This is a genomic window from Sphingopyxis sp. UBA6723, assembly GCF_002454115.1.
In the GTDB taxonomy this organism is placed as follows: domain Bacteria; phylum Pseudomonadota; class Alphaproteobacteria; order Sphingomonadales; family Sphingomonadaceae; genus Sphingopyxis.
The window spans coordinates 135,359-154,272 of the sequence record NZ_DKIH01000006.1; the positions used below are offsets into that span (position 1 = coordinate 135,359).

18 protein-coding genes are annotated in these 18,914 nt (G+C 65.5%); 7 read left to right on the plus strand and 11 right to left on the minus strand.

Annotation, left to right across the window (positions count from 1 at the left end):
- Nucleotides 1–10: 10 nt before the first annotated feature.
- The 9 genes from B4F07_RS04235 to B4F07_RS04275 form a co-directional block, all read right to left on the minus strand.
- Entirely contained in the window at nt 11–2,020 is a 2,010-nt protein-coding gene (locus tag B4F07_RS04235) for a TonB-dependent receptor family protein (protein WP_293702176.1), read from the minus strand.
- A gap of 150 nt (nt 2,021–2,170) precedes the next feature.
- Nucleotides 2,171–2,563, minus strand: coding sequence for a hypothetical protein (locus B4F07_RS04240; protein ID WP_293702179.1), 393 nt, complete (start codon nt 2,561–2,563; stop codon nt 2,171–2,173).
- 151 nt (nt 2,564–2,714) lie between these two features.
- On the minus strand, nt 2,715–3,884 hold the full coding sequence (locus B4F07_RS04245) for a sterol desaturase family protein (protein WP_293702182.1): 1,170 nt from the start codon (nt 3,882–3,884) through the stop codon (nt 2,715–2,717).
- A gap of 184 nt (nt 3,885–4,068) precedes the next feature.
- On the minus strand, nt 4,069–6,198 hold the full coding sequence (ligA, locus tag B4F07_RS04250; protein WP_293702822.1) for an NAD-dependent DNA ligase LigA: 2,130 nt from the start codon (nt 6,196–6,198) through the stop codon (nt 4,069–4,071).
- 1 nt (nt 6,199) lies between these two features.
- Complete coding sequence (locus B4F07_RS04255) at nt 6,200–6,892, minus strand: GNAT family N-acetyltransferase (protein ID WP_293702185.1); 693 nt, start codon at nt 6,890–6,892, stop codon at nt 6,200–6,202.
- A complete protein-coding gene (gene recN, locus B4F07_RS04260) occupies nt 6,889–8,559 on the minus strand; it encodes a DNA repair protein RecN (RefSeq protein ID WP_293702188.1) in 1,671 nt (556 codons plus the stop codon). Before recN ends, B4F07_RS04255 begins: the two co-directional genes overlap by 4 nt.
- A 150-nt stretch (nt 8,560–8,709) precedes the next feature.
- Nucleotides 8,710–9,501: an outer membrane protein assembly factor BamD gene (locus B4F07_RS04265; RefSeq protein ID WP_293702191.1), complete on the minus strand. Its 792-nt coding sequence runs from the start codon at nt 9,499–9,501 to the stop codon at nt 8,710–8,712.
- A gap of 105 nt (nt 9,502–9,606) precedes the next feature.
- Nucleotides 9,607–9,873: a GIY-YIG nuclease family protein gene (locus B4F07_RS04270; RefSeq protein WP_293702194.1), complete on the minus strand. Its 267-nt coding sequence runs from the start codon at nt 9,871–9,873 to the stop codon at nt 9,607–9,609.
- Nucleotides 9,874–9,963: 90 nt separating this feature from the next.
- On the minus strand, nt 9,964–10,644 hold the full coding sequence (locus B4F07_RS04275; RefSeq protein ID WP_293702197.1) for a peptidylprolyl isomerase: 681 nt from the start codon (nt 10,642–10,644) through the stop codon (nt 9,964–9,966).
- Nucleotides 10,645–10,769: 125 nt separating this feature from the next.
- Here B4F07_RS04275 and B4F07_RS04280 point away from each other — a divergent pair, with 125 nt between their 5' ends.
- Entirely contained in the window at nt 10,770–11,930 is a 1,161-nt protein-coding gene (locus tag B4F07_RS04280) for a glycerate kinase (protein ID WP_293702200.1), read from the plus strand.
- A gap of 10 nt (nt 11,931–11,940) precedes the next feature.
- A complete protein-coding gene (locus B4F07_RS04285; RefSeq protein ID WP_293702202.1) occupies nt 11,941–13,341 on the plus strand; it encodes an SLC13 family permease in 1,401 nt (466 codons plus the stop codon).
- Between the two features lie 6 nt (nt 13,342–13,347).
- Here the strand turns inward: B4F07_RS04285 and B4F07_RS04290 are convergent, their stop codons facing one another.
- The gene (locus B4F07_RS04290) at nt 13,348–13,608 is read right to left on the minus strand and encodes a PepSY domain-containing protein (protein WP_293704551.1); all 261 of its coding nucleotides are present in this window, start codon (nt 13,606–13,608) and stop codon (nt 13,348–13,350) included.
- Nucleotides 13,609–13,775: 167 nt separating this feature from the next.
- On the opposite strand from B4F07_RS04290, the gene B4F07_RS04295 reads away from it, so the two are divergent.
- From B4F07_RS04295 to B4F07_RS04315, 5 genes are all read left to right on the plus strand, one after another.
- On the plus strand, nt 13,776–14,150 hold the full coding sequence (locus B4F07_RS04295; RefSeq protein WP_293702208.1) for an ArsR/SmtB family transcription factor: 375 nt from the start codon (nt 13,776–13,778) through the stop codon (nt 14,148–14,150).
- Nucleotides 14,151–14,330: 180 nt separating this feature from the next.
- Nucleotides 14,331–14,714 (plus strand): SRPBCC domain-containing protein, encoded by a 384-nt coding sequence (locus tag B4F07_RS04300; RefSeq protein ID WP_293704552.1) that lies wholly within the window; start codon nt 14,331–14,333, stop codon nt 14,712–14,714.
- A 104-nt stretch (nt 14,715–14,818) separates the two neighbouring features.
- On the plus strand, nt 14,819–15,814 hold the full coding sequence (locus tag B4F07_RS04305) for an acyl-CoA thioester hydrolase/BAAT C-terminal domain-containing protein (protein WP_293702214.1): 996 nt from the start codon (nt 14,819–14,821) through the stop codon (nt 15,812–15,814).
- A 256-nt stretch (nt 15,815–16,070) separates the two neighbouring features.
- Complete coding sequence (locus B4F07_RS04310) at nt 16,071–16,646, plus strand: phosphoribosyltransferase (protein WP_293702217.1); 576 nt, start codon at nt 16,071–16,073, stop codon at nt 16,644–16,646.
- Nucleotides 16,639–17,670: an adenosine deaminase gene (locus B4F07_RS04315; RefSeq protein ID WP_293702219.1), complete on the plus strand. Its 1,032-nt coding sequence runs from the start codon at nt 16,639–16,641 to the stop codon at nt 17,668–17,670. The genes B4F07_RS04310 and B4F07_RS04315 overlap by 8 nt, the downstream gene beginning before the upstream one ends.
- A 133-nt stretch (nt 17,671–17,803) precedes the next feature.
- On the opposite strand, the gene B4F07_RS04320 is transcribed toward B4F07_RS04315, so the two are convergent.
- Nucleotides 17,804–18,844, minus strand: a complete 1,041-nt coding sequence (locus B4F07_RS04320) for a rod shape-determining protein (protein WP_293702222.1) — start codon at nt 18,842–18,844, stop codon at nt 17,804–17,806.
- Nucleotides 18,845–18,914: the final 70 nt, after the last annotated feature.

Consider the following 18,914-nt stretch of genomic DNA (forward strand, 5'->3'; position numbering starts at 1 on the left):
GTCCTTCCCGTCAGAAGCGCGCGCGAATGCCGGCGGACACCGCGCGGCGCTCGACCGGATAATAGATTGCCGACGTCGGCGTCGCGGTGATCACCGCGCTGATGTCGCCGATCGCCTTCTTGCCCGTGATGTTGCGGACATCGACAAAGGCGTCGATCCCCTTGGCAATCCGTGCCCCGCCTGTCACGCCGAGCAAGGCATAGCCCGGCGTCTGGACAAGGTTGCGATAATCGGCGTAGGGACCATCGGGCACCCACTCGACATTGGGCGCGATATGCAGCGCGTCGCTCCCGATCCGCGCCTCGGCCCGATAGACATGCTTCGGCACCACCGGCAGACGGTTGTTCCCGAACTGGCTGTCGTTCCGGAAGCGGAAGTCGCTGTAGCTATAGACCTGCCGCAGCCGCAGCCAGTCGGTCGGCGCGATTTCCAGTGCCGCCTCGACCCCCTGATGCAACGTGCGGTCGGCGTTGAAGGTCGCCGCCGGGATGCTGACATTGGTGGTGAATTGCAGCAATTCGCCCTTCAGCGTCGAGCGGTAGAGCGCCAGATCCCAGCTGACGATCCCGGTCTTGCCGCGGGTGCCGACCTCGGCCGTCCACGCGCGTTGCGGACGGATCGTCGATACCACCTGGCTGATCGGCGGGGTGCCGATCGTCTGGAACACTTCGCCGAAGCCCGGAAATTCGGCCGAGCGGCTGTAATTGGCGAAGAATTGCACCTTATCGCTCGGCTCGAACAGCACACCGAACTTGGGCGAAAAGGCGTCGAAATCGATCCGCCCGTCGCGCGAGGTCGAGAGATTGACCCGCCGCTTGCGGAAGCCATCGGCATAGACGCCGCCCGCGATCAAGGTCAGCTGACGGGTCGGCCGCACCCGCACCTCGCCATAGATATTGGCGGTGCGCGCGGTCTGGTCGGCATCGAACACCAGCGCCGCGCGCCGCCCCGCGACATTGACATATTGCCGCGCATCGGTGCTGCCGCGGCGCAGCTCGCCGCCCAGCGTCACCTCGATCGGCCCCGCGGCATAATCGGCGCGAAAAAAGCCGCCAAGGTCGAGCGAGTCCTGATCGATCACCTGAAAGATCGGGTGATAGAGCGACTTCGCATTGACGAAGCCGCCAACATCCAGCTTGAACGCGCCCCAGTCGAACGTCGTACGGTTCTGGAGCCGCAGCGACACGATGTCGCGCGCCTGATCGCCCGCCACGGCTCCTGCGCTCGCCACGCGAGGGGTGGTCAGCGCCTGGGTGAAGGTCAGCGCGCCGGGGATTTCCTGCTTGATGTCGTTATAGCTGGCATAGAAACGCGTCGAAACGACGTCGCTCAGCTTCAGCCCGACATTGCCGTGAAAGCGGAAACTGCGCCGATTGGCATGGTCGCGGTCGCCGCTCGACGTGTCGGCGCTGACCGCCGCCCACGCATCGACGCGCTCGCTCGCAACACCTGCCGAGACCAGCCCGCGATAGCTGTCGAAACTGCCCACGTCGCCGCGCAGGTAAAAGCCCTCCGCCGTGCGCCCGGTCGGCGTCATGCCATTGATGGCACCGCCCAAAGTTCCCGACCCGAAACGCAGCGCATTGGCGCCGCGATAGACTTCGAGATGGTCGAAGAAGATCGGCTCCAGCTCCTGGAAGTCGCCATTGTCGTCGGCCAGGTTGATCGGCACCCCGTCCTGCAGCAGCGTCAGCCCGCGCATGTGAAAGCCGCGCGACAGCCCCGATCCGCGGATCGAGATGCGGACCTCCTGCCCGTAACGCGGCTGGAGATAGACCCCGGGCGAAAAGGCCAGTGTGTCGCGTAAGGACACGATCGACTTGTCGGCATAATCCTGATGGCTGACAACGTCGGCGCCGCCCGCGGTCTTGGCGACGCGTGCCTCGGCTTCGTCGGTCAGTTCGGGGGCGGTGACGATGATGGTGGCATCGGCTTCGGCCTCGGCGGCGCGCGCCGCGGCAGGGACGAGCGAGAGGACGAGCGCCAGCAATGGCGCCGCCCGATAGGCAGTTTTTGTCATGGGTGATTTCTTCCCGATATGCAGTGTTTTTGGGGCCGCGCGGTGTGAACCGCGCGACATCTCACATCGTCATCCCGGCGAAGACCGGGATCTCACCGTCGCGTTACGGCGCAAAGGCGAGACCCCGGCCTTCGCCGGGGTGACGGAGTTTTATGCCTGGGAAGGGGGTCCGGTACTCGGCGGCAGCGGCGAGGCAATACCGGGCGCAAAGCCCAGCGACCGCACCGCCACCGGGTTGGGCGCCGCAACCATCGGCGCCGCCAGCAACAGCGGCTCACCCGGAACGATCGGCGCATTCGCCAGCGCGCCCCACGGGCAATGCTGCTGCGTCTCGCCCGCGTCATGGCTGCCCGCCTTTTCCAGCGGGATGGTGACCGTCTTGCCGGGATCGGTCGGGTCCGAACAGATACGCACGGTAATCGACCCGCCCGCATCGCTCTCGATCATCCACCCCGGCGCGACCAGCACCCGCGCGCCGAGCGCGAGGAGCAGCGGCAACAAGAGCAGGATACCGGGACGGCGAAAGGCGGCGAGCAGACTCACGCGGCGGCCTTTATGGACGAAGCGTTTCGCTGGCAAGCCACGTTGACGGCTATAAGGATTCACGCGGAGGCGCGGAGACGCGGACAGAAAAAGACAGGCGGCTTCGCCGCTTTACGATTTCTCCGCGGCTCCGCGTCTCCGCGTGAACCAATCACTCCGCCGGTGTCTCGTCGATCTTCTTCCCCGTCCGCTGCCACGGATACAGGAACTGCCCCCAGTAATTTTTCGGGACATCCTCGGGAATGCCGTAATTCTCGGGCCAGCGATCCTTCGGCAGATGAAAGGTCCCGAAAATCTTGTCGAGCCACGGGAAGTGGATCGCGAAATTGACGTCGAACGCCTCACGCTCCAGCCCATGGTGCCAGTGATGGAAACGCGGCGTCGCGATCCAGTGGCCCAGCCGGTTGGAATTGCCCCCGACATTGGCGTGGAGCAGCGACGACCAGACATACACGAAGCCGATATAGGCCTGCATCACCGACGGGCTGAACCCCAAGGTGAACAGCGGCAGCGAGGTGATCGAGCGGAGCAGGATGATTTCGACAAAATGCATCCGCGATCCGGCCAGCCAGTCCATCGACTTGGCGCTATGGTGGATTGCGTGGAATCCCCACAGGAACGGCACTTTGTGGAACAACCGGTGGTACCAATATTGCGCGAGGTCCGACGCGATCAGGACGATGACGAATTGGACCAGCCACGGCAGCGACGCCACTGCGGCGCGGAACGCCTGCCAATTGCTCGTATTCTCATTGATGATCGTCGACGGCGCGAGCGCCAGAAAGCCCAGCACCTGCACGAACATCGTGCTGACGAGATAATAGAACAGATCCTCGCGCCATTCGGTGCGGAACAGGCGCTGCGCGCGGCGGTGCGGGAACAGACGTTCGAGCGGCGCGAACATGAAACCGGTGATCAGCAGGTTGACGACAAAAAAGTCGAGCCCGAAGAAAATGCCCCAGCTTCGCGTTTCAGCGGGCTGGACATTGGCGCCGCCGATCAGCGTCGCGGCGAGCGCAATCATCAACGCGGTCGCGCCGAGCACCTTGCGCGGACGCAGCAACAGGCTGAGCAACGCAAGACCATAGCTTGCGAGCAGCACCAGATGCACCACCCCGCGAAACCCGCCCCAGTCCTTGATGATCGCCAGTTCGGGGGTCGCGAACCAGTCGGGAAAACGCAGCGCGACGACCATCCCGAACCCGACGATCGCGAACAGCAAGGCGAAGAACCCCGACAGCCACCCGCTGCCAAAGCGCCGCACCTCGGTACGCGATTCCAGATCGCGCATGAGGTTGGTGAGATAATCGCGTTTGGCCATGTGTCCCCCACCCCCTCATTCGTCGTGCCGGACTCGATCCGGCATCCATAACCGCCCCGGCGTCATGGACCCCGGATCAAGTCCGGGGTGACGAGGGAGTATAGCTCATGCGCCACCACCGCCAGTGATGAAGCACACTATCCATTCGATCCTCTCTGTGGCGAAGCCATGGGGAGGATCATCTTCACCCCGCCGCCGCGACAATCGCCGCCCATTCGGCCTCGTCGATCACCCTGATCCCCAGTGCCGCCGCCTGCTTCAGCTTCGACCCCGCGCCCGGCCCCGCGACCACCAGATCGGTCTTCGCGCTCACCGACCCCGCCGCCTTGGCGCCCAGCGCCTCGGCCTGCGCTTTCGCTTCGTCGCGGCTCATCGTTTCCAGCTTGCCGGTGAACACCACCGTCATTCCCGACACCTCGCTGTCGCGCGTTTCGACGAGGAACGGCGGCGGCGAGACTTCGGACAGCAGGTCGTCCCACAGCGCGCGATTGTGCGGTTCGTGGAAGAAGTCGCCCAGCGCCTCGGCGACCGCGGGGCCGATGCCGTCGGCGCGGACGTCGAGGATCGTCTTGATCGCTTCCATCTTGCGCGCCGCATATTTACCGTCGGACTCGCCCTCGCCGCGCGGGTTTGCCGCGATATAGGCGTTGATCTCGGCCGCCTTGGCGGGCAGCAGAGCAATGTCGCCGACGCCTTTGAGCAGATCGCGCGCGGTCACCGCACCGATATGCCGGATGCCCAGCCCGAACAGCAGCCGTGCCGCATCGGGCGACCGCTTCGCCTCGATCGCGGCGAACAGATTGTCGACCGACTTTTCCTTCCACCCCTCGCGCGCCAGCAGTTCGTCGCGATGCCGATGCAGCCGAAAAATATCCGCCGGCCCCTTGTCGAGCCAGCCGAGCTCTAGAAACTCGGCGATGCTTTTCTCGCCCAGCCCCTCAATGTCCAATGCGCCGCGGCTGACGAAATGGCGCAGCCGCTCGAACTTCTGCGCGGCGCAGATCAGCCCGCCGGTGCAGCGGACATCGACCTCGCCCTCCTCGGCAACCGCTTCGCTGCCGCATACCGGGCAATGGTCGGGAAACACATAGGGTTCGCGCGGTTCATCGCGGGTCAGGTTCTCGACCACCTGCGGGATCACATCGCCCGCGCGCTGCACCACCACCCGATCGCCGGGCCGCACGCCCAGCCGCCCGATCTCGTCACGATTGTGCAGCGTGACGTTCGACACCACGACCCCGCCGACGGTCACCGGAGTCAGCCGCCCGACCGGGGTCAGCTTGCCGGTACGCCCGACCTGAATGTCGATGGCTTCGAGTGTGGTCTGCGCGCGTTCGGCGGGGAATTTATGCGCGATGGCCCAGCGCGGCGCTTTCGCCACAAAGCCTAGCCGCGCCTGCCAGTCGAGCCGGTCGACCTTATAGACGACGCCGTCGATGTCATAAGGCAACTCGGCACGCCGCGCTTCGATATCGCGGTAATGCGCCAGCACAGCATCGACGCTGTCAAAGCGACCGAGTAGCGGCGACACCGGCACCCCCCAGCGTTCGATCAACCGCATCATCTCATATTGCGTCGCCGCAGGCACCGCGCTGACCTCGCCCCAGCCATGCGCCAGAAAGCGCAGCGGCCGCGCCGCGGTGACGTTCGCGTCCTTCTGCCGCAGCGATCCGGCGGCGGCATTGCGGGGGTTGGCAAAGACCTTGGCCTCGGCTTTTTGCTGCGCAGCATTAAGTGCAGCAAAATCCGCCTTCGCCATATAGATTTCGCCGCGGATTTCGAACACGTCGGGGGCGTTTCCGGCCAGATTTTCAGGGATATCGGCGATCATCCGGACGTTTGGCGTCACATCCTCGCCAACGCTCCCGTCGCCACGCGTCGCCGCCTGCACCAACACGCCCCGTTCATAACGCAGCGAGCAGGACAGTCCGTCGATCTTGTCCTCCGCGGTCAGCGCAACCTCGGCATCCGCGGGCAGATTGAGAAAGCGTCGTACCCGCGCGACAAACTCGGCGACATCCTCATCGGCGAACGCGTTGTCGAGGCTCATCATCCGCTGCCGGTGCGTCACCTTCGCCAGCGGCGATGCCTCGACCGCCGCGCCGACCAGCCGGTTCGGGCTGTCGGCGCGGATCAGGTGCGGAAAGGCTTCCTCCAGTGCGTTGTTGCGCCGCACCAGCGCGTCATAATCGGCGTCGCTAATCTCAGGGCTGTCGTCAGCGTGATACAGCCGGTTGTGATGCGCGATCGCCTTCGCCAGCCGCATCAGCTCGTTCGCGGCTTCGGCTTCGGAGAGAGTGGCAGGATCAGTCATGTCAGTCATTCGCAATCACCAGCACATGCACTGCACGCCGGATACGGAACCCCAGCGATTCATACAGCGCAATCGCCCCCGCATTGTCGGCATAGCTATGTAAAAACGGCTGTTCGCCGCGCGCCACCATGTCGCGCATGACATGGCTGATCAGCGTCCGCGCATAGCCGCGCCCTCGGCAATCCTCCCACGTCGATACCCCGCTGACCTCCGCCATACCCGGCATCAGCATCCGTTGCCCCGCCATCGCGAGCAGGCGGCCAGCATCATCGCGGATCCCGAAGAACGGCCCGTAACGATGCGTTTTCGGCCCCCACGGCCCGGGCTTCGCATGCTCGGCGAGCGCCGCCATCTCCGCCGCATCCGCCTCGCCCAGACCGATGATCGCGGGCTCGTCGTCACGCGCCGGCGGCGGCGCCCCTTCGGCGACCATCTGCGTCAGCACCGCGCGCTTCACCTCGCGCACCCCGGCGGGTACCGGCCAGCGTTCGCCCTCGACGATCCACAATTCCTCGCCCGGCGGAATCAGCGCCGCGAGCGCCGCCTGCGCCGCGGCGCCCGTATCGGCGGCGACCCCGAACACGCCATAGCCGCGGTCGAGCCGTAGCGCGCGCGCATCGCCCTCGGCCAAATGCGCCTGCCGTCCGGTCAGCATGCTCCACACCGGTCGGTCAAGCGGATGCGCGATCGTCATCCCGCCACCTCGAGCAACCGTTCCGCCTGCGCCCGCGCTTCCGCGGTGACTTCGGCGCCCGACAGCATCCGCGCGATTTCTTCGCGGCGACCCACTTCGTCGAGCGCGTGGACGCTGGTTCGGGTCACCACGCCCTCGCTCGACTTGGCGATCACGAAATGCACCGCGCCCTTGGCGGCGACCTGCGGGCTGTGGGTCACCGCCAGCAATTGCTTGCCCGCGCCCGCCAGCCGCGCCAGTCGCTCACCGATCGCGCTTGCCACCGCGCCGCCGACGCCGCGGTCGATCTCGTCGAAGATGATCGTGTTCGCCCCGCCCTCTTCGGCGAGCGCGACCTTAAGTGCCAGGATGAAGCGCGACAATTCGCCGCCCGACGCGATCTTGGCCAGCGGCGCGAACGGCGCGCCAGGGTTGGTCGAGATCAGATATTCGACGCGGTCGATGCCCTCCGGCCCCCAACGCTCGGCGGGCAGGCGCTCGACCAGAGTCTGGAAGCGTGCCGCGTCGAGCTTCAGCGGTACCAGCTCGCCCGCGACCGCTGCATCGAGCCGCGCTGCAGCCTTGGTGCGCAGGTCGGACAGTGCGCTTGCGGCATGGGTGTAAGCGGCGGCGGTGTCGGCGACCGCAGCCTCCAGCTTCGCCAGCCCGGCGCTGCCGCCCTCGATCGCATCGAGCCGCGCCGCCAGCGTGCCGGTCAGCTCGGTCAGCTCGTCGGGCTGGACATTGTGCTTGCGCGCCATCGCGCGCAGCTCGAACAGGCGCGTCTCGGTCGCATCGAGCCGCTCGGGGTCATATTCCATCGCCCGCGCCGCCTCGCGCAGCCGCGTTTCGGCCTCGTCAGCCTCGATGATCGCCCGGTCGAGCCCGGCGAGCGCTTCTGCGAGCAGCGGGTGGTCGCCCGCCAACCGGTCCAGCCGCCGCGCCGCGCCGCGCAGCAACGCCGGGCCGCTGTCGCTGCCCTCGAATGCTTCCATGATCGCGCCGATGTCGCCCGCGATCCTCTCACCCTTCTGCATCGCCGCGCGCGCTTCGGACAGCTCGGCATCCTCGCCGGGCTGCGGGTTGAGCGCCTGCAATTCAGCGACACAATGTTCCAGCCATTCGCGGTCGCGCGCTGCGTCGTCGAGCGCGCTCTGTGCCGCCGCCAGCTTCGCCTCGGCAGCGCGCCAGGCGCCATGCGCCGCAGCCACCGCGCCGGTGTCGGCGCGCGCAAAGGCGTCGAGCAGCGCGCGATGCCCCGCGGGTGCCAGCAGCCCGCGATCGTCATGCTGGCCGTGAATTTCGACCAGATGCGCCCCGACTTCGCGCAGCAGCGCCGCCGAGCAGGGTTGATCATTCAGAAATGCGCGGCTGCCGCCATCGGCTTTCAGCGTGCGCCGGACGAGCAGGGGTTCGCCCGGCTCCGGCGCGATCTCATTCTCGGCGAGCAAATTCGCGAGCGCGGTTCCCGCCGCGGGCGCGATAAAACTCGCGGTCACCTGCGCCTGACCGCTCCCCTGCCGCACCAGCGCGCTGTCGGCGCGCGCGCCGAGTGCCAAACCAAGCGCGTCGAGCAGGATCGACTTGCCCGCGCCAGTCTCGCCCGTCAGCACGCCCAACCCGGCCGCGAAATCGAGGTCGAGCCGTTCGATCAGAACGATATTGGCGATGGACAGGGCGGTCAGCACGAGCCGTCCTTACCGCAGAACAAAGGCAGAATCTATTCGGCAGTACAGCATGTCGCCCCTGCGAAGGCAGGGGCCGCAATCGGCCTTGCCCTTCATCGCTGCATAATCCTCCAGCGGCCCCCGCCTTCGCGGGGGCGACGGCAAAAATTCTCAGGCAGTCGGCGCGTTCTTCTGCATCAGCTTGTACGCGCGCTCATACCATTCGTTACCCGGATAGTTGGCGCCCAGCACCGCCGCCGACTTCTTCGCTTCCGCCGGGATGCCCAGCGCGAGGTAGGATTCGGTCAACCGATACAGCGCCTCGGGTGCGTGACTGGTCGTCTGATATTTGTCGACTACTTCGCGGAAGCGGATCGACGCCGCCAGCCAGTTCGAGCTGCGCTGATAGAAGCGGCCGATTTCCATTTCCTTGCCCGCCAGATGGTCCTGCACCAGGTCGATCTTGAGCCGCGCGTCCGACGCATAGCGGCTGTCGGGATAGCGGCGGATCACTTCGCCCAGCGCGTTCGACGCCTGCTGGGTAATCTTCTGGTCGCGGGTGACGTCGCTGATCTGCTCATAATAGCTGAGCCCGATCAGATAATAGGCATAGGGCGCATCCTTGTTGCCTGGGTGGATCGCCAGGAAGCGCTGCGCAGCTTCGATCGCCGGGGTATATTCGCGGTCCATATAATAGCTGAAGCTGCTCATCAGCTGCGCGCGGCGCGCCCAGGGCGAATAGGGATGCTGGCGCTCGACTTCGTCGAACAACGCCGCGGCAAGGCCATATTGCTGGCGATCGAGCCGATCCTGCGCCGCGCGGTACAGCGTGTTGACGTCGCGCGCGACATAGCGCGTGTCCTTCTTGACCCCGCCACCGGCACAGGCCGCCAGCAAAGGCGTAACGACAAGAGCGGCGGCGAGCAGGCGCGCGGCGGCGCGCGAAGGGGTGCGGTGAGTCATGCGCGCGGTATAGCCACAGCGCCGATGAACGCAAAATAAATGATGGGGACGTGCGCCTATCGTCCTATCTCTGCGTCACCCCCGCGAAGGCGGGGGTCCCGCTTTTCATGCGTTGAGCATATCGAACAGATCCAGCCAGTCGGGATTCTGTTCTTCGATCAGACGGATTTTCCAATCGCGTTTCCACTTCTTCATCGCCTTTTCGCGGACAATTGCACCACGAATGTCATCGTGCGGCTCGGCATAAACAAGACGGAACAGACCATAGCGTTTGCAAAAATCCGACCCCTCACCGGATCGATGCTGCATAATTCTTGCTGCCAGATAGGCCGTCACGCCAATGTAAATAGCTCCGCGATAGCGGTCGGCCATGATGTAAACCCAACCGCCCTTCCTCACGGATTGGTTGCTCTGAGCGGGACCCCCGCCTTCGCGGGGGTGACAGGCGGAGAAACAATCAAGCTACGGCGCCTTCACCACACACCCTTTCAGCGCATCGGCGGGCGCAGGAACGCGGCGCGCGGTCTTGATCGTGACCTGCGGCTCCAGCATCTGGCCCTTCATCACGCCGTCGCCCGCGGTCGGCGAAATCGGGCCGTTAAAGATGCGGTCGGCCACATCGGCGCCGCTGACGATTTCGCCGAACACCGCAAAGCCCGCGCCGTCACCGCCGACGGCATCACTGTCGAATCCCTTGATGTCCGACAACAGCAGGAAAAAATCGCTCGTTGCATCGCCGGGGATCAGCCGCGCCATCGACAACGCCCCCTTGCAGTTGGTGAGCCCGCTCGCCTTGGTCGGCTCGTGCGCGATTGGCGGGAAATTGCGCCGGGGATCGCCGCGATTGCCCGCCTGGATCAGCTGGTTCGCCGGTCCCCAGCTTTTGGTCGAGCGATAAAATTTGAACCCGTCCATCCGCTTGGCATCGACATAGCGCAGGATATTGCCCGCGGTGATCGGCGCGCGCTTGTTTTCCAGCCGCACGACGATCGTCCCTAGATCGGTCACGAGCGAAACATAGGGCCGCGTATCCGGCGTCGCCGCATCGACCGGCACCGGTGACGGCGGCGAGGGCGAGGGCGAAGGGGGGACGGGAGCGGTCTGAGCCGCCAGAGCGAGCGAGAGAAAGAGGCCGGTCAACATGGCCTTGCTTATGGCCCGCTCCGTTTCGCAGCGAAAGGCCGAATCAGCGGGGGAACATTGTCAGCCGCCATTCATTGTCGCGGTGTCAATTCAAACTGTCTGCAAACCTGGTTCAAGGTATCGATATGCGATTGCGAATCCTCGTCGCGCCATCGGGCTACAAGGAATGTCTGGAGGCGGATCGCGTCGCCGCTGCGATCGCGGCCGGGGTCCGCCGCGCCGATCCCGACGCGCTGGTTACCCCGCTGCCGCTGGTCGATGGCGGCGAAGGCTTTGCCCGCGCGATGGCGTCGGCCACGGGCGGTACGACGCGCACTCTCTCCGTCACAGGCCCGGTCGGCGACCCGGTCACTGCCTGCCTGGGCCTGCTCGGCGACGACGGCCCGCGCACCGCGGTCGTCGAAATGGCGCAGGCGGCGGGACTGCGGCTGGTCCCGGCCGAGTGCCGCGATCCGATGCACACCACGACGCGCGGGGTCGGCGAGCTCATCCGTGCCGCGGTTGACGAAGGCGCGACGCGCATCCTCGTTGGTTGCGGCGATTCGGGGACCAACGACGGCGGCGCCGGTATGGCCCAGGCGCTCGGCATCCGCCTGCTCGACGCACATGGCGTCGATATTCCGCCCGGATGCAGCGGGCTGGCGCAGCTGGCGAGCATCGACATGACGGGCCGCGACCCGCGGCTCGCCGATGTCGCGATCGAGGCGGTACTCAATATCACCACCTTGCTGTGCGGTTCGCGCGGCGTCGCGCGCGTATTTGGCCCGCAAAAGGGTGCCGATTCCGCGACGATCGAACAGATGGCGGCGGCGCTCGACAATCTCGCCGCAGTGATCGAGGCCAGCTTCGGCATCGACGTGCGCGCCATGCCCGGCGGCGGCGCATCGGGTGGGCTGGGCACCGGCCTTGCGACCTTCCTTGGCGCGCAGCTGCGCTCGCGCTACGATGTCGTGCTGTCCTATTTCGACCTCGACGGCCATCTCGACCGCGCCGACCTGGTGTTCACGGCCGAGGGCGGCATCGACCTGCAGACCCCCAATGGCAAGATCCCGGTCGAAGTGGCGCGCCGCGCCAAAGAGCGCGGCCTGCCGGTGATCGCGCTGGCCGGCGCGGTCGATGATCGTGCGCGCATCGTTTACGACCATGGCATCGACGCCTTTTTCTCGACTTCGATGCACCCCGGCCCCATGGAAATGGCGATGGCCGAGGCCGAAACCATGCTGGCGCTCGGCGCCGAAAACGCCATGCGCGCGATCCTCGCGGGCCGCGCCATGCCGCGCGCGTGAAGGCTGCCGCATGAAAATGGCGGCGGCGCGCTGGGCGGCGATGGTTGTCGCCGCCGGGCTGCTCGCGGCACTTGTGCTGCTGCCGACCGACCTGCTGCCCCCCGCCCGCGCCGCGCTCGCCATATTCGGCATCGCGGTGATCCTGTGGACAACGACGCGGCTCGACGCTGCCTGGGTCGCCTTCGCCGCCGCGGTCGCGCTGGTGCCGCTACAAGCTGCCGACCAGCGCGAGCTGATGGCCATGCTCGGCCACAATATCATCTGGCTGATGGCGGGCGCCTTTGTCATCGGCGCCGCGATCCAGTCGAGCGGGCTGGCGGCGCGGATCACTGGCGGCATCGCGGCGAAGGCGCGGACAACCGCGCAATTATTCTGGCTGACCACGCTGGCGCTGATCCCCCTGACCTTTCTGATCCCCTCCACCTCGGGCCGCGCCGCGGCGGCGCTGCCGGCGCTGGCCTTGCTCCCCGACGACGGCGCCGACCCGCGCCGCCGCGCCTTTGCTTTGCTGATCCCGGTCGTCATCCTGGTTGCGACCAGCGCCGCCTTGACCGGTGCGGGGTCGCATCTGCTGGCGCAGGACCTGCTCGACCAACGGCTCGGCGAACGCTTTGGCTTTGCCAATTGGGCGCTGTGGGGACTGCCGTTCGCATTGGCGTCTAGCGCGTTGGCTTGCGCGATAATCCTGCGCATGTTCCTGACCGCCGACCAGCGCGCCGCGCCGATAGAGGTCCGTGCCGCGACCGACCGCCCTGCGCTGTCGAGCGGCGAATGGCGCGTCATGGTCGTCGCCGCCGCAACCTTTGCCCTGTGGTTCACTACCGATCTGCACGGACTGGAAATCGCCACCGTCGCCATCCTCGCGATGATCGCGCTCACCGCGCCGGGCATCGGCGTGATGAGCTTCAAGGCCGGGATGAAGGCAGTGAATTGGAGCCTGATCCTGTTCGTCGGCGGCGCGATGCTGCTCGGACAGGCGCTGATCAACACGCAGGCTGCGGGATGGCTGGTCGATCAATTGTTCACGCTGGTCGGGATCGGCGGCGGCAGCGCTGCGGCGCTGCCCGAAATCGCCGTGATTGCCGCGATTGCGCTGATCAGCACCGCGTCGCACCTGTTCCTGACCAGCCATGTCGCGCGCACCGCCGCGCTCGGCCCACCCTTCATCCTGATGGCGCAAAGCGCCGGGATCGAGCCGATGGCGGTGTTGTTCATAGCCACCATGGGCATGAATTATTGTCTGACGCTGCCCGCCTGTTCCAAGGCGCTGCTGCTGTTCCAGGACGCGCCCGGCGGCGGGTTCCGCCCCGGCGACCTACTCCGTCTCAGTGCGTTACTCGCGCCGCTCAACCTTGCCCTGATGATCGTCACTTACTTCGCTTGGTGGAAATGGACCGGGCTCGCGCTCTGAGCGCAATCAATCATCGTCGCCGCGTTCGACCTTGGTGACCCGGCCCAGCCGGTTGATCGTCACCTTGACCTCGCGGCCGCGCCGGTCGCGGCCCTCGATTTCCCAGCCGCCATCGTCGCGTTCGACTTCGGTCACCCGCACCATGCCATAGCCGCGCGCGATCCGCACCGCCTGCGCCTCGCTGACCCGCGAGCGGATGTTACGGTCGTCGTCATCGTCGGCATAGGCCGGCGTGACGGGAATGGCAGCCAATGTGGCGATGGCCAAGAGGAAGGATCCAATCCGTTTCACCCGACCATCGTGCCATCTCGGCCATGAATGGCAAATGAAGTTTGCATCGGCCTCAACGCCCAATGGCCGCGGGATATTTGCAATAATTCGATAAATTCAACCATGTGGTTGACAATTTCGGCGATTCGCTCATATTAAACCACATGGTTGAACATGATTCGCACACGCTCGACACGATCTTTCACGCCCTCGGCGACGCCACCCGGCGCGCGATGCTCGGCGATCTTGCTGCCGGCGAACGCACGGTCGGCGAGCTCGCCCAGCCTTTCGCGATGTCGCTTGCCGCAGCGTCGAAGCATATCAAGGTGCTCGAGGCCGCGGGGCTGATCCGCCGCGACATCCGCGGCCGCACTCATATGTGCTCGCTCGAACCCGCACCGTTGATGTCCGCCGATCAGTGGCTCGGCGTCTATCGCCGCTTCTGGACCGACCGCCTCGACACCCTCGAACAGCTGCTGCGCGCCGACGACGCCGCGCCGTCGCCCAAGTCCCCCCTCCCCGGGAAAGAAGGAGAATGACGATGACTATTGTGACGACAGCCGACAATTATGGCGTGGTCAGCGAGGATGCGACCCTGACCTTGGAGCGCCTGCTCCCCGGCCCGATCGACCGCATCTGGTCCTATCTTGTCGACAGCGACCTGCGCCGCCAGTGGCTCCCCCCCCCCCCNNCCCCGCCAGTGGCTCGCCGCGGGCGCGATGGAAGAAAAGGTCGGCGCCGCGGTCGAACTGGTTTGGCGCAACGACGAGCTGACCGACCCGCCCGGTACACGCCCCGACGGCATGGGCGACGAACATCGCATGACCTGCGAAGTGCTTGAATGCGATGCCCCGCACCGGCTGGCGATCAGCTGGGGCAGCACCGGCGGCGTGACCTTCACCCTGCGCGAACAGGGTGACGAGGTGCTGCTGACGATCACCCACCACCGCGTGACCGACCCCGCGGTCCTGCTCAACGTCAGCGCCGGCTGGCATTCGCATGTCGATGTGCTGGAGGCAAAGCTGCGCGGCACCGCAGCCACGCCGCACTGGGTCAATTTCGTGCGCCTGCGCGGCGACTATATGGGGCGGCTGGCAGGGTGAACGCAATGTACTAGGTCAAACGGGGCCGTGAGAGCGGCCCCTTTTTTGTGGCCAATCCCTTAACTGATCTATACGAGTAACACAGTTGAATGGGGAGCGCGACGATGAAACGGAAATGGAAAATCACCCTCGGGCTAGTCGGCGCGCTGGTCGTGCTTGGTGCGGGCGGGGCGACGTGGATGATTGTCCAGCCGCCAAAACCGGCGCGGGTCGTCGATGCGGGACCGACCGGCCAGCGCGTCGCCGACAACGGCATTTTCGCCAATTACTTCCCGGCTGCGGGCAACGCCCCGTCTCCCGCGATCTTGTTGCTGGGCGGGTCCGAAGGCGGCCTGGGCAAGGACATGCACGCGCTGGCGCTGTTGCTGCAAGCGCAGGGCTACAGCACGCTACAACTGGCCTATCACAACGCACCCGGCAAATCGGCGAAGCTCAGGAACATCCCGCTGGAAGATTTCTACAAAGGTCTCGACTGGCTCAAGCAGCAGCCCGGGGTCGATCCGGGGCGGATCGCTATCATCGGCTATTCGAAGGGCGCCGAGGCTGGCCTGGTCGTCGCAACGCGCTATCCGGGCGTTCGCGCCGCGGTGCTGGGTATGCCGTCGAGTGTCGTGTGGGACGGCATGTCGGGCGAAAATTACATGTTCGGATCGTTCAACTCGTCGTGGAGCGAAAAGGGCGAGCCGCTCCCCCATCTTGCCTATAAAGGACAGCCCGGCGCCGACGGGCTGATGCCGGTGTTTGTGAACGGCCTCAAGCAAATGGACGCCAATCCCGCCGCCATCATCCCGGTCGAGAAATTTCAGGGCAAGCTGATGCTCGTCTGCGGCGAGGCCGAAAAACTGTGGCCGAGCTGCCCGATGACCGACCAGATCGTCGCGCGCGCCGAAAAAATGGCGGCGCCCGCGCCGATCGTGTTGCGGTACAAGGATGCCGGGCATGGCGTGATGGGGGCGCCCTTTACCGACGCCAAGACACGCCGGAACTGGGCACAGCTGGGCGGCACCGAGGCCGGCAATGCTGCGGCGCGCGCCGACAGCTGGGCAAAGATCAGCGCCTTTTTGCGCGCCGAGCTGGGCACCAAAGCTAAGGCCGACTGAGGTCGATTGCCGCAGATTGGCTCGAAACACCCGTCCGTTGTCATGCGGTAGCGAGGATTTGTCCCGCCATCGTCACCCTCGAACGAGACACGTGGCTCGTTCGACTTGATCCGGGGTCCATCCAGCGGCCGTGGCGATGGATCCCGGATCAAGTCCGGGATGACGATAGTGTAAAAGTTGGCGGCAGATCCCCACCCCAACGCCCCCAGCCACCCATCACCTTGCGATCTCCCCCGCACCCGATTACCACTCCCGCATGACCGCCGACAAAATTTTCATCAGCGCCAACGACCTCCTCGCCGATTCTCTGCGGCTCGGGATGCAGGTGATCGACAGCGGGTTCAAACCGACCCACCTTGTCGGCATCTGGCGCGGCGGCGCGCCGGTCGGGATCGCGGTGCAGGAATTGCTCGATTATCACGGCCAGCATTGCGACCATATCGCCATCCGCACCTCCTCCTACCACGGCATCGACCGCCAGGATCCCGAAGTGAAGGTGTTTGCCTTGGGTTATCTGATCGACACGCTCGATCCCGAAGACCGGCTGCTGATCATCGACGATGTGTTCGATAGCGGGCGCAGCATCCGCGCCTTCATCGCCGAGCTGAAAGCGCGCTGCCGCCACAATATGCCGCGCGACATCCGCATCGCGACCGTCTGGTTCAAACCCGGGCGCAACGTCACCGATCTGCGCCCCGATTTTTTCGTCCACGAAACCGACCAGTGGCTGATTTTCCCGCACGAGATCGACGGGCTGACGATCGAGGAGATCCGCGAACACAAGCCCGAGGCGGCGATCATCCTGCGCGAAGAGGGCACCAACGATGCATGAAGGCTTCGCCTCTCCCGCCGACCGCGCTGCCTTCATCGCTGCGTTGCCCAAAGCCGAATTGCACCTCCATATCGAAGGCTCGCTCGAACCCGAGCTGATGTTCGAACTCGCACAGCGCAACGGCGTCTCCATCCCCTTCGCCAATGTTGAAGAGGTCCGCGCCGCCTACGCCTTCTCCAACCTTCAGGATTTCCTCGACATCTATTATCAGGGGATGGGCGTGCTCATCACCGAGCAGGATTTCTTCGACCTCACTGCCGCCTATCTCGCCCGCGCCCATACCGACGCGGTGCGCCACGTCGAAATCTTCTTCGATCCGCAGGGGCATACCGCGCGCGGCATCGCGTTCGAAACCGTTGTCCGCGGCATCACCCGCGCCCTCGATGACGCGCGCGAACGCTATGGCATGACCTCGAAGCTGATCATGTGTTTCCTCCGCCACCTCAGCGAAGCCGACGCCGAGACGACCCTCGACGAGGCACTGCCCTTTCTCGACCGCATCGACGGTGTCGGCCTCGACAGCTCGGAAAACGGCCATCCGCCGTCCAAGTTCGAACGCGTCTTCGCCCGCGCCCGCGCGCTCGGGCTGAACATCGTCGCCCATGCCGGCGAAGAAGGCCCGCCCGACTATGTGGTCGAAGCGCTCGATCTGCTGAATGTCGATCGCATCGACCATGGCAACCGCAGCCTCGAAGACCCCGCCCTCGTCGCGCGTCTCGCCGCCCGGGGCATCACGCTCACCGTCTGCCCGCTGTCGAACCTCAAGCTCTGCGTCGTGGGCGACATGACCGCGCATCCGCTGAAAATCATGCTCGATGCAGGACTCCACGCCACCGTGAACAGCGACGATCCCAGCTATTTCGGCGGTTATGTCAACGCCAATTATCACGCGGTCGCCGACGCGCTCGACCTGTCGAAGGCTGACCTCGTCACGCTGGCGCGCAACAGCTTCACAGGGTCGTTTCTGGATGATGCGGCGAAAGCGAGGCACCTAGCGGCGATTGACACTTACGATTGCAGCTAAAGTCCAGCGTTCAAATCATCGTCATCCCGGCGAAGGCCGGGATCTCGCCGGTGCGCAAATAAGATAGGGTGAGATCCCGGCCTCCGCCGGGATGACGAAGTGGGAAGGGCAGCTGCGCCCGCTCGATCGCGCCTTACGCCGCAATCAACACCCCATGATATGTCCGGTCCTCGAACGCCTGCCCCGCGCCCATCGCGACGCAGATCAGCGCATTCTCCGCCACCCGCACCGACAATCCCGTCGCCTCGGCGATCGCGACGTCCATCCGGCGCAGCAACGCGCCGCCGCCGGTCAGCGTAATCCCCTCGTCGATGATGTCCGCCGACAATTCGGGGGGCGTCTGTTCCAGCGCGGCGCGCACCGCGGCCACGATCTGCCCAACCGGTTCGGCCAGCGCCTCGGCGATCTCGGCCTCAGTCACCTGCACCTCCGCGGGTCGGCCATTGACCAGGTCGCGGCCCTTGACCGCGATCGTCATGCCGTCACCCTCGGGCGCCACGGCGCAGCCGATTGCCAGCTTGACGCGCTCGGCGGTCATTTCGCCGATCATCAGATTATGTTTGCGGCGGATGTAGGACGAGATCATGTCGTCCATCTTGTCGCCGCCGACGCGCACCGAATTGCTGTACGCGATGCCGCCCAGCGACAGGATCGCGACCTCGGTCGTGCCGCCGCCGATATCGACGACCATCGCGCCCAATGGCGCGGTGACGTCCAGTCCGGCGCCAATCGCCGCGGCGAGCGATTCCTCGATCAGCTGCACCGATACCGCGCCCGCGTTCGACGCCGCATCGCGGATCGCGCGGCGTTCGACCATCGTCGATCCCGACGGGACACAGATCACGACATTGCTGCGCTGGCGCAACCGGCTCGGGCCGCCGAGCGCCTTGTCGATGAAATGTTTGATCATCTGTTCGGCGACATCGATGTCGGCAATCACCCCGTCGCGCAGCGGGCGGATCGCCTGGATATTGCTCGGCGTCTTGCCCATCATCAGCTTGGCCTCGTTGCCGACGACCTTGACCCGCCGCACCCCATCGCGCGTTTCCAGCGCGACAACCGACGGTTCGTTCAGCACGATGCCCTTGTCGCGGACATAGACGACGGTGTTCACAGTCCCCAGATCGATGGCCATGTCATGCGCGGCTGAACCGAACCGATTAAAAAATTTCATATGCGCCGAACGCCCCCGGTGATGCGGATTGGAGAATCGGGGACGCGCGCGACCACGCCCGCAACACCCG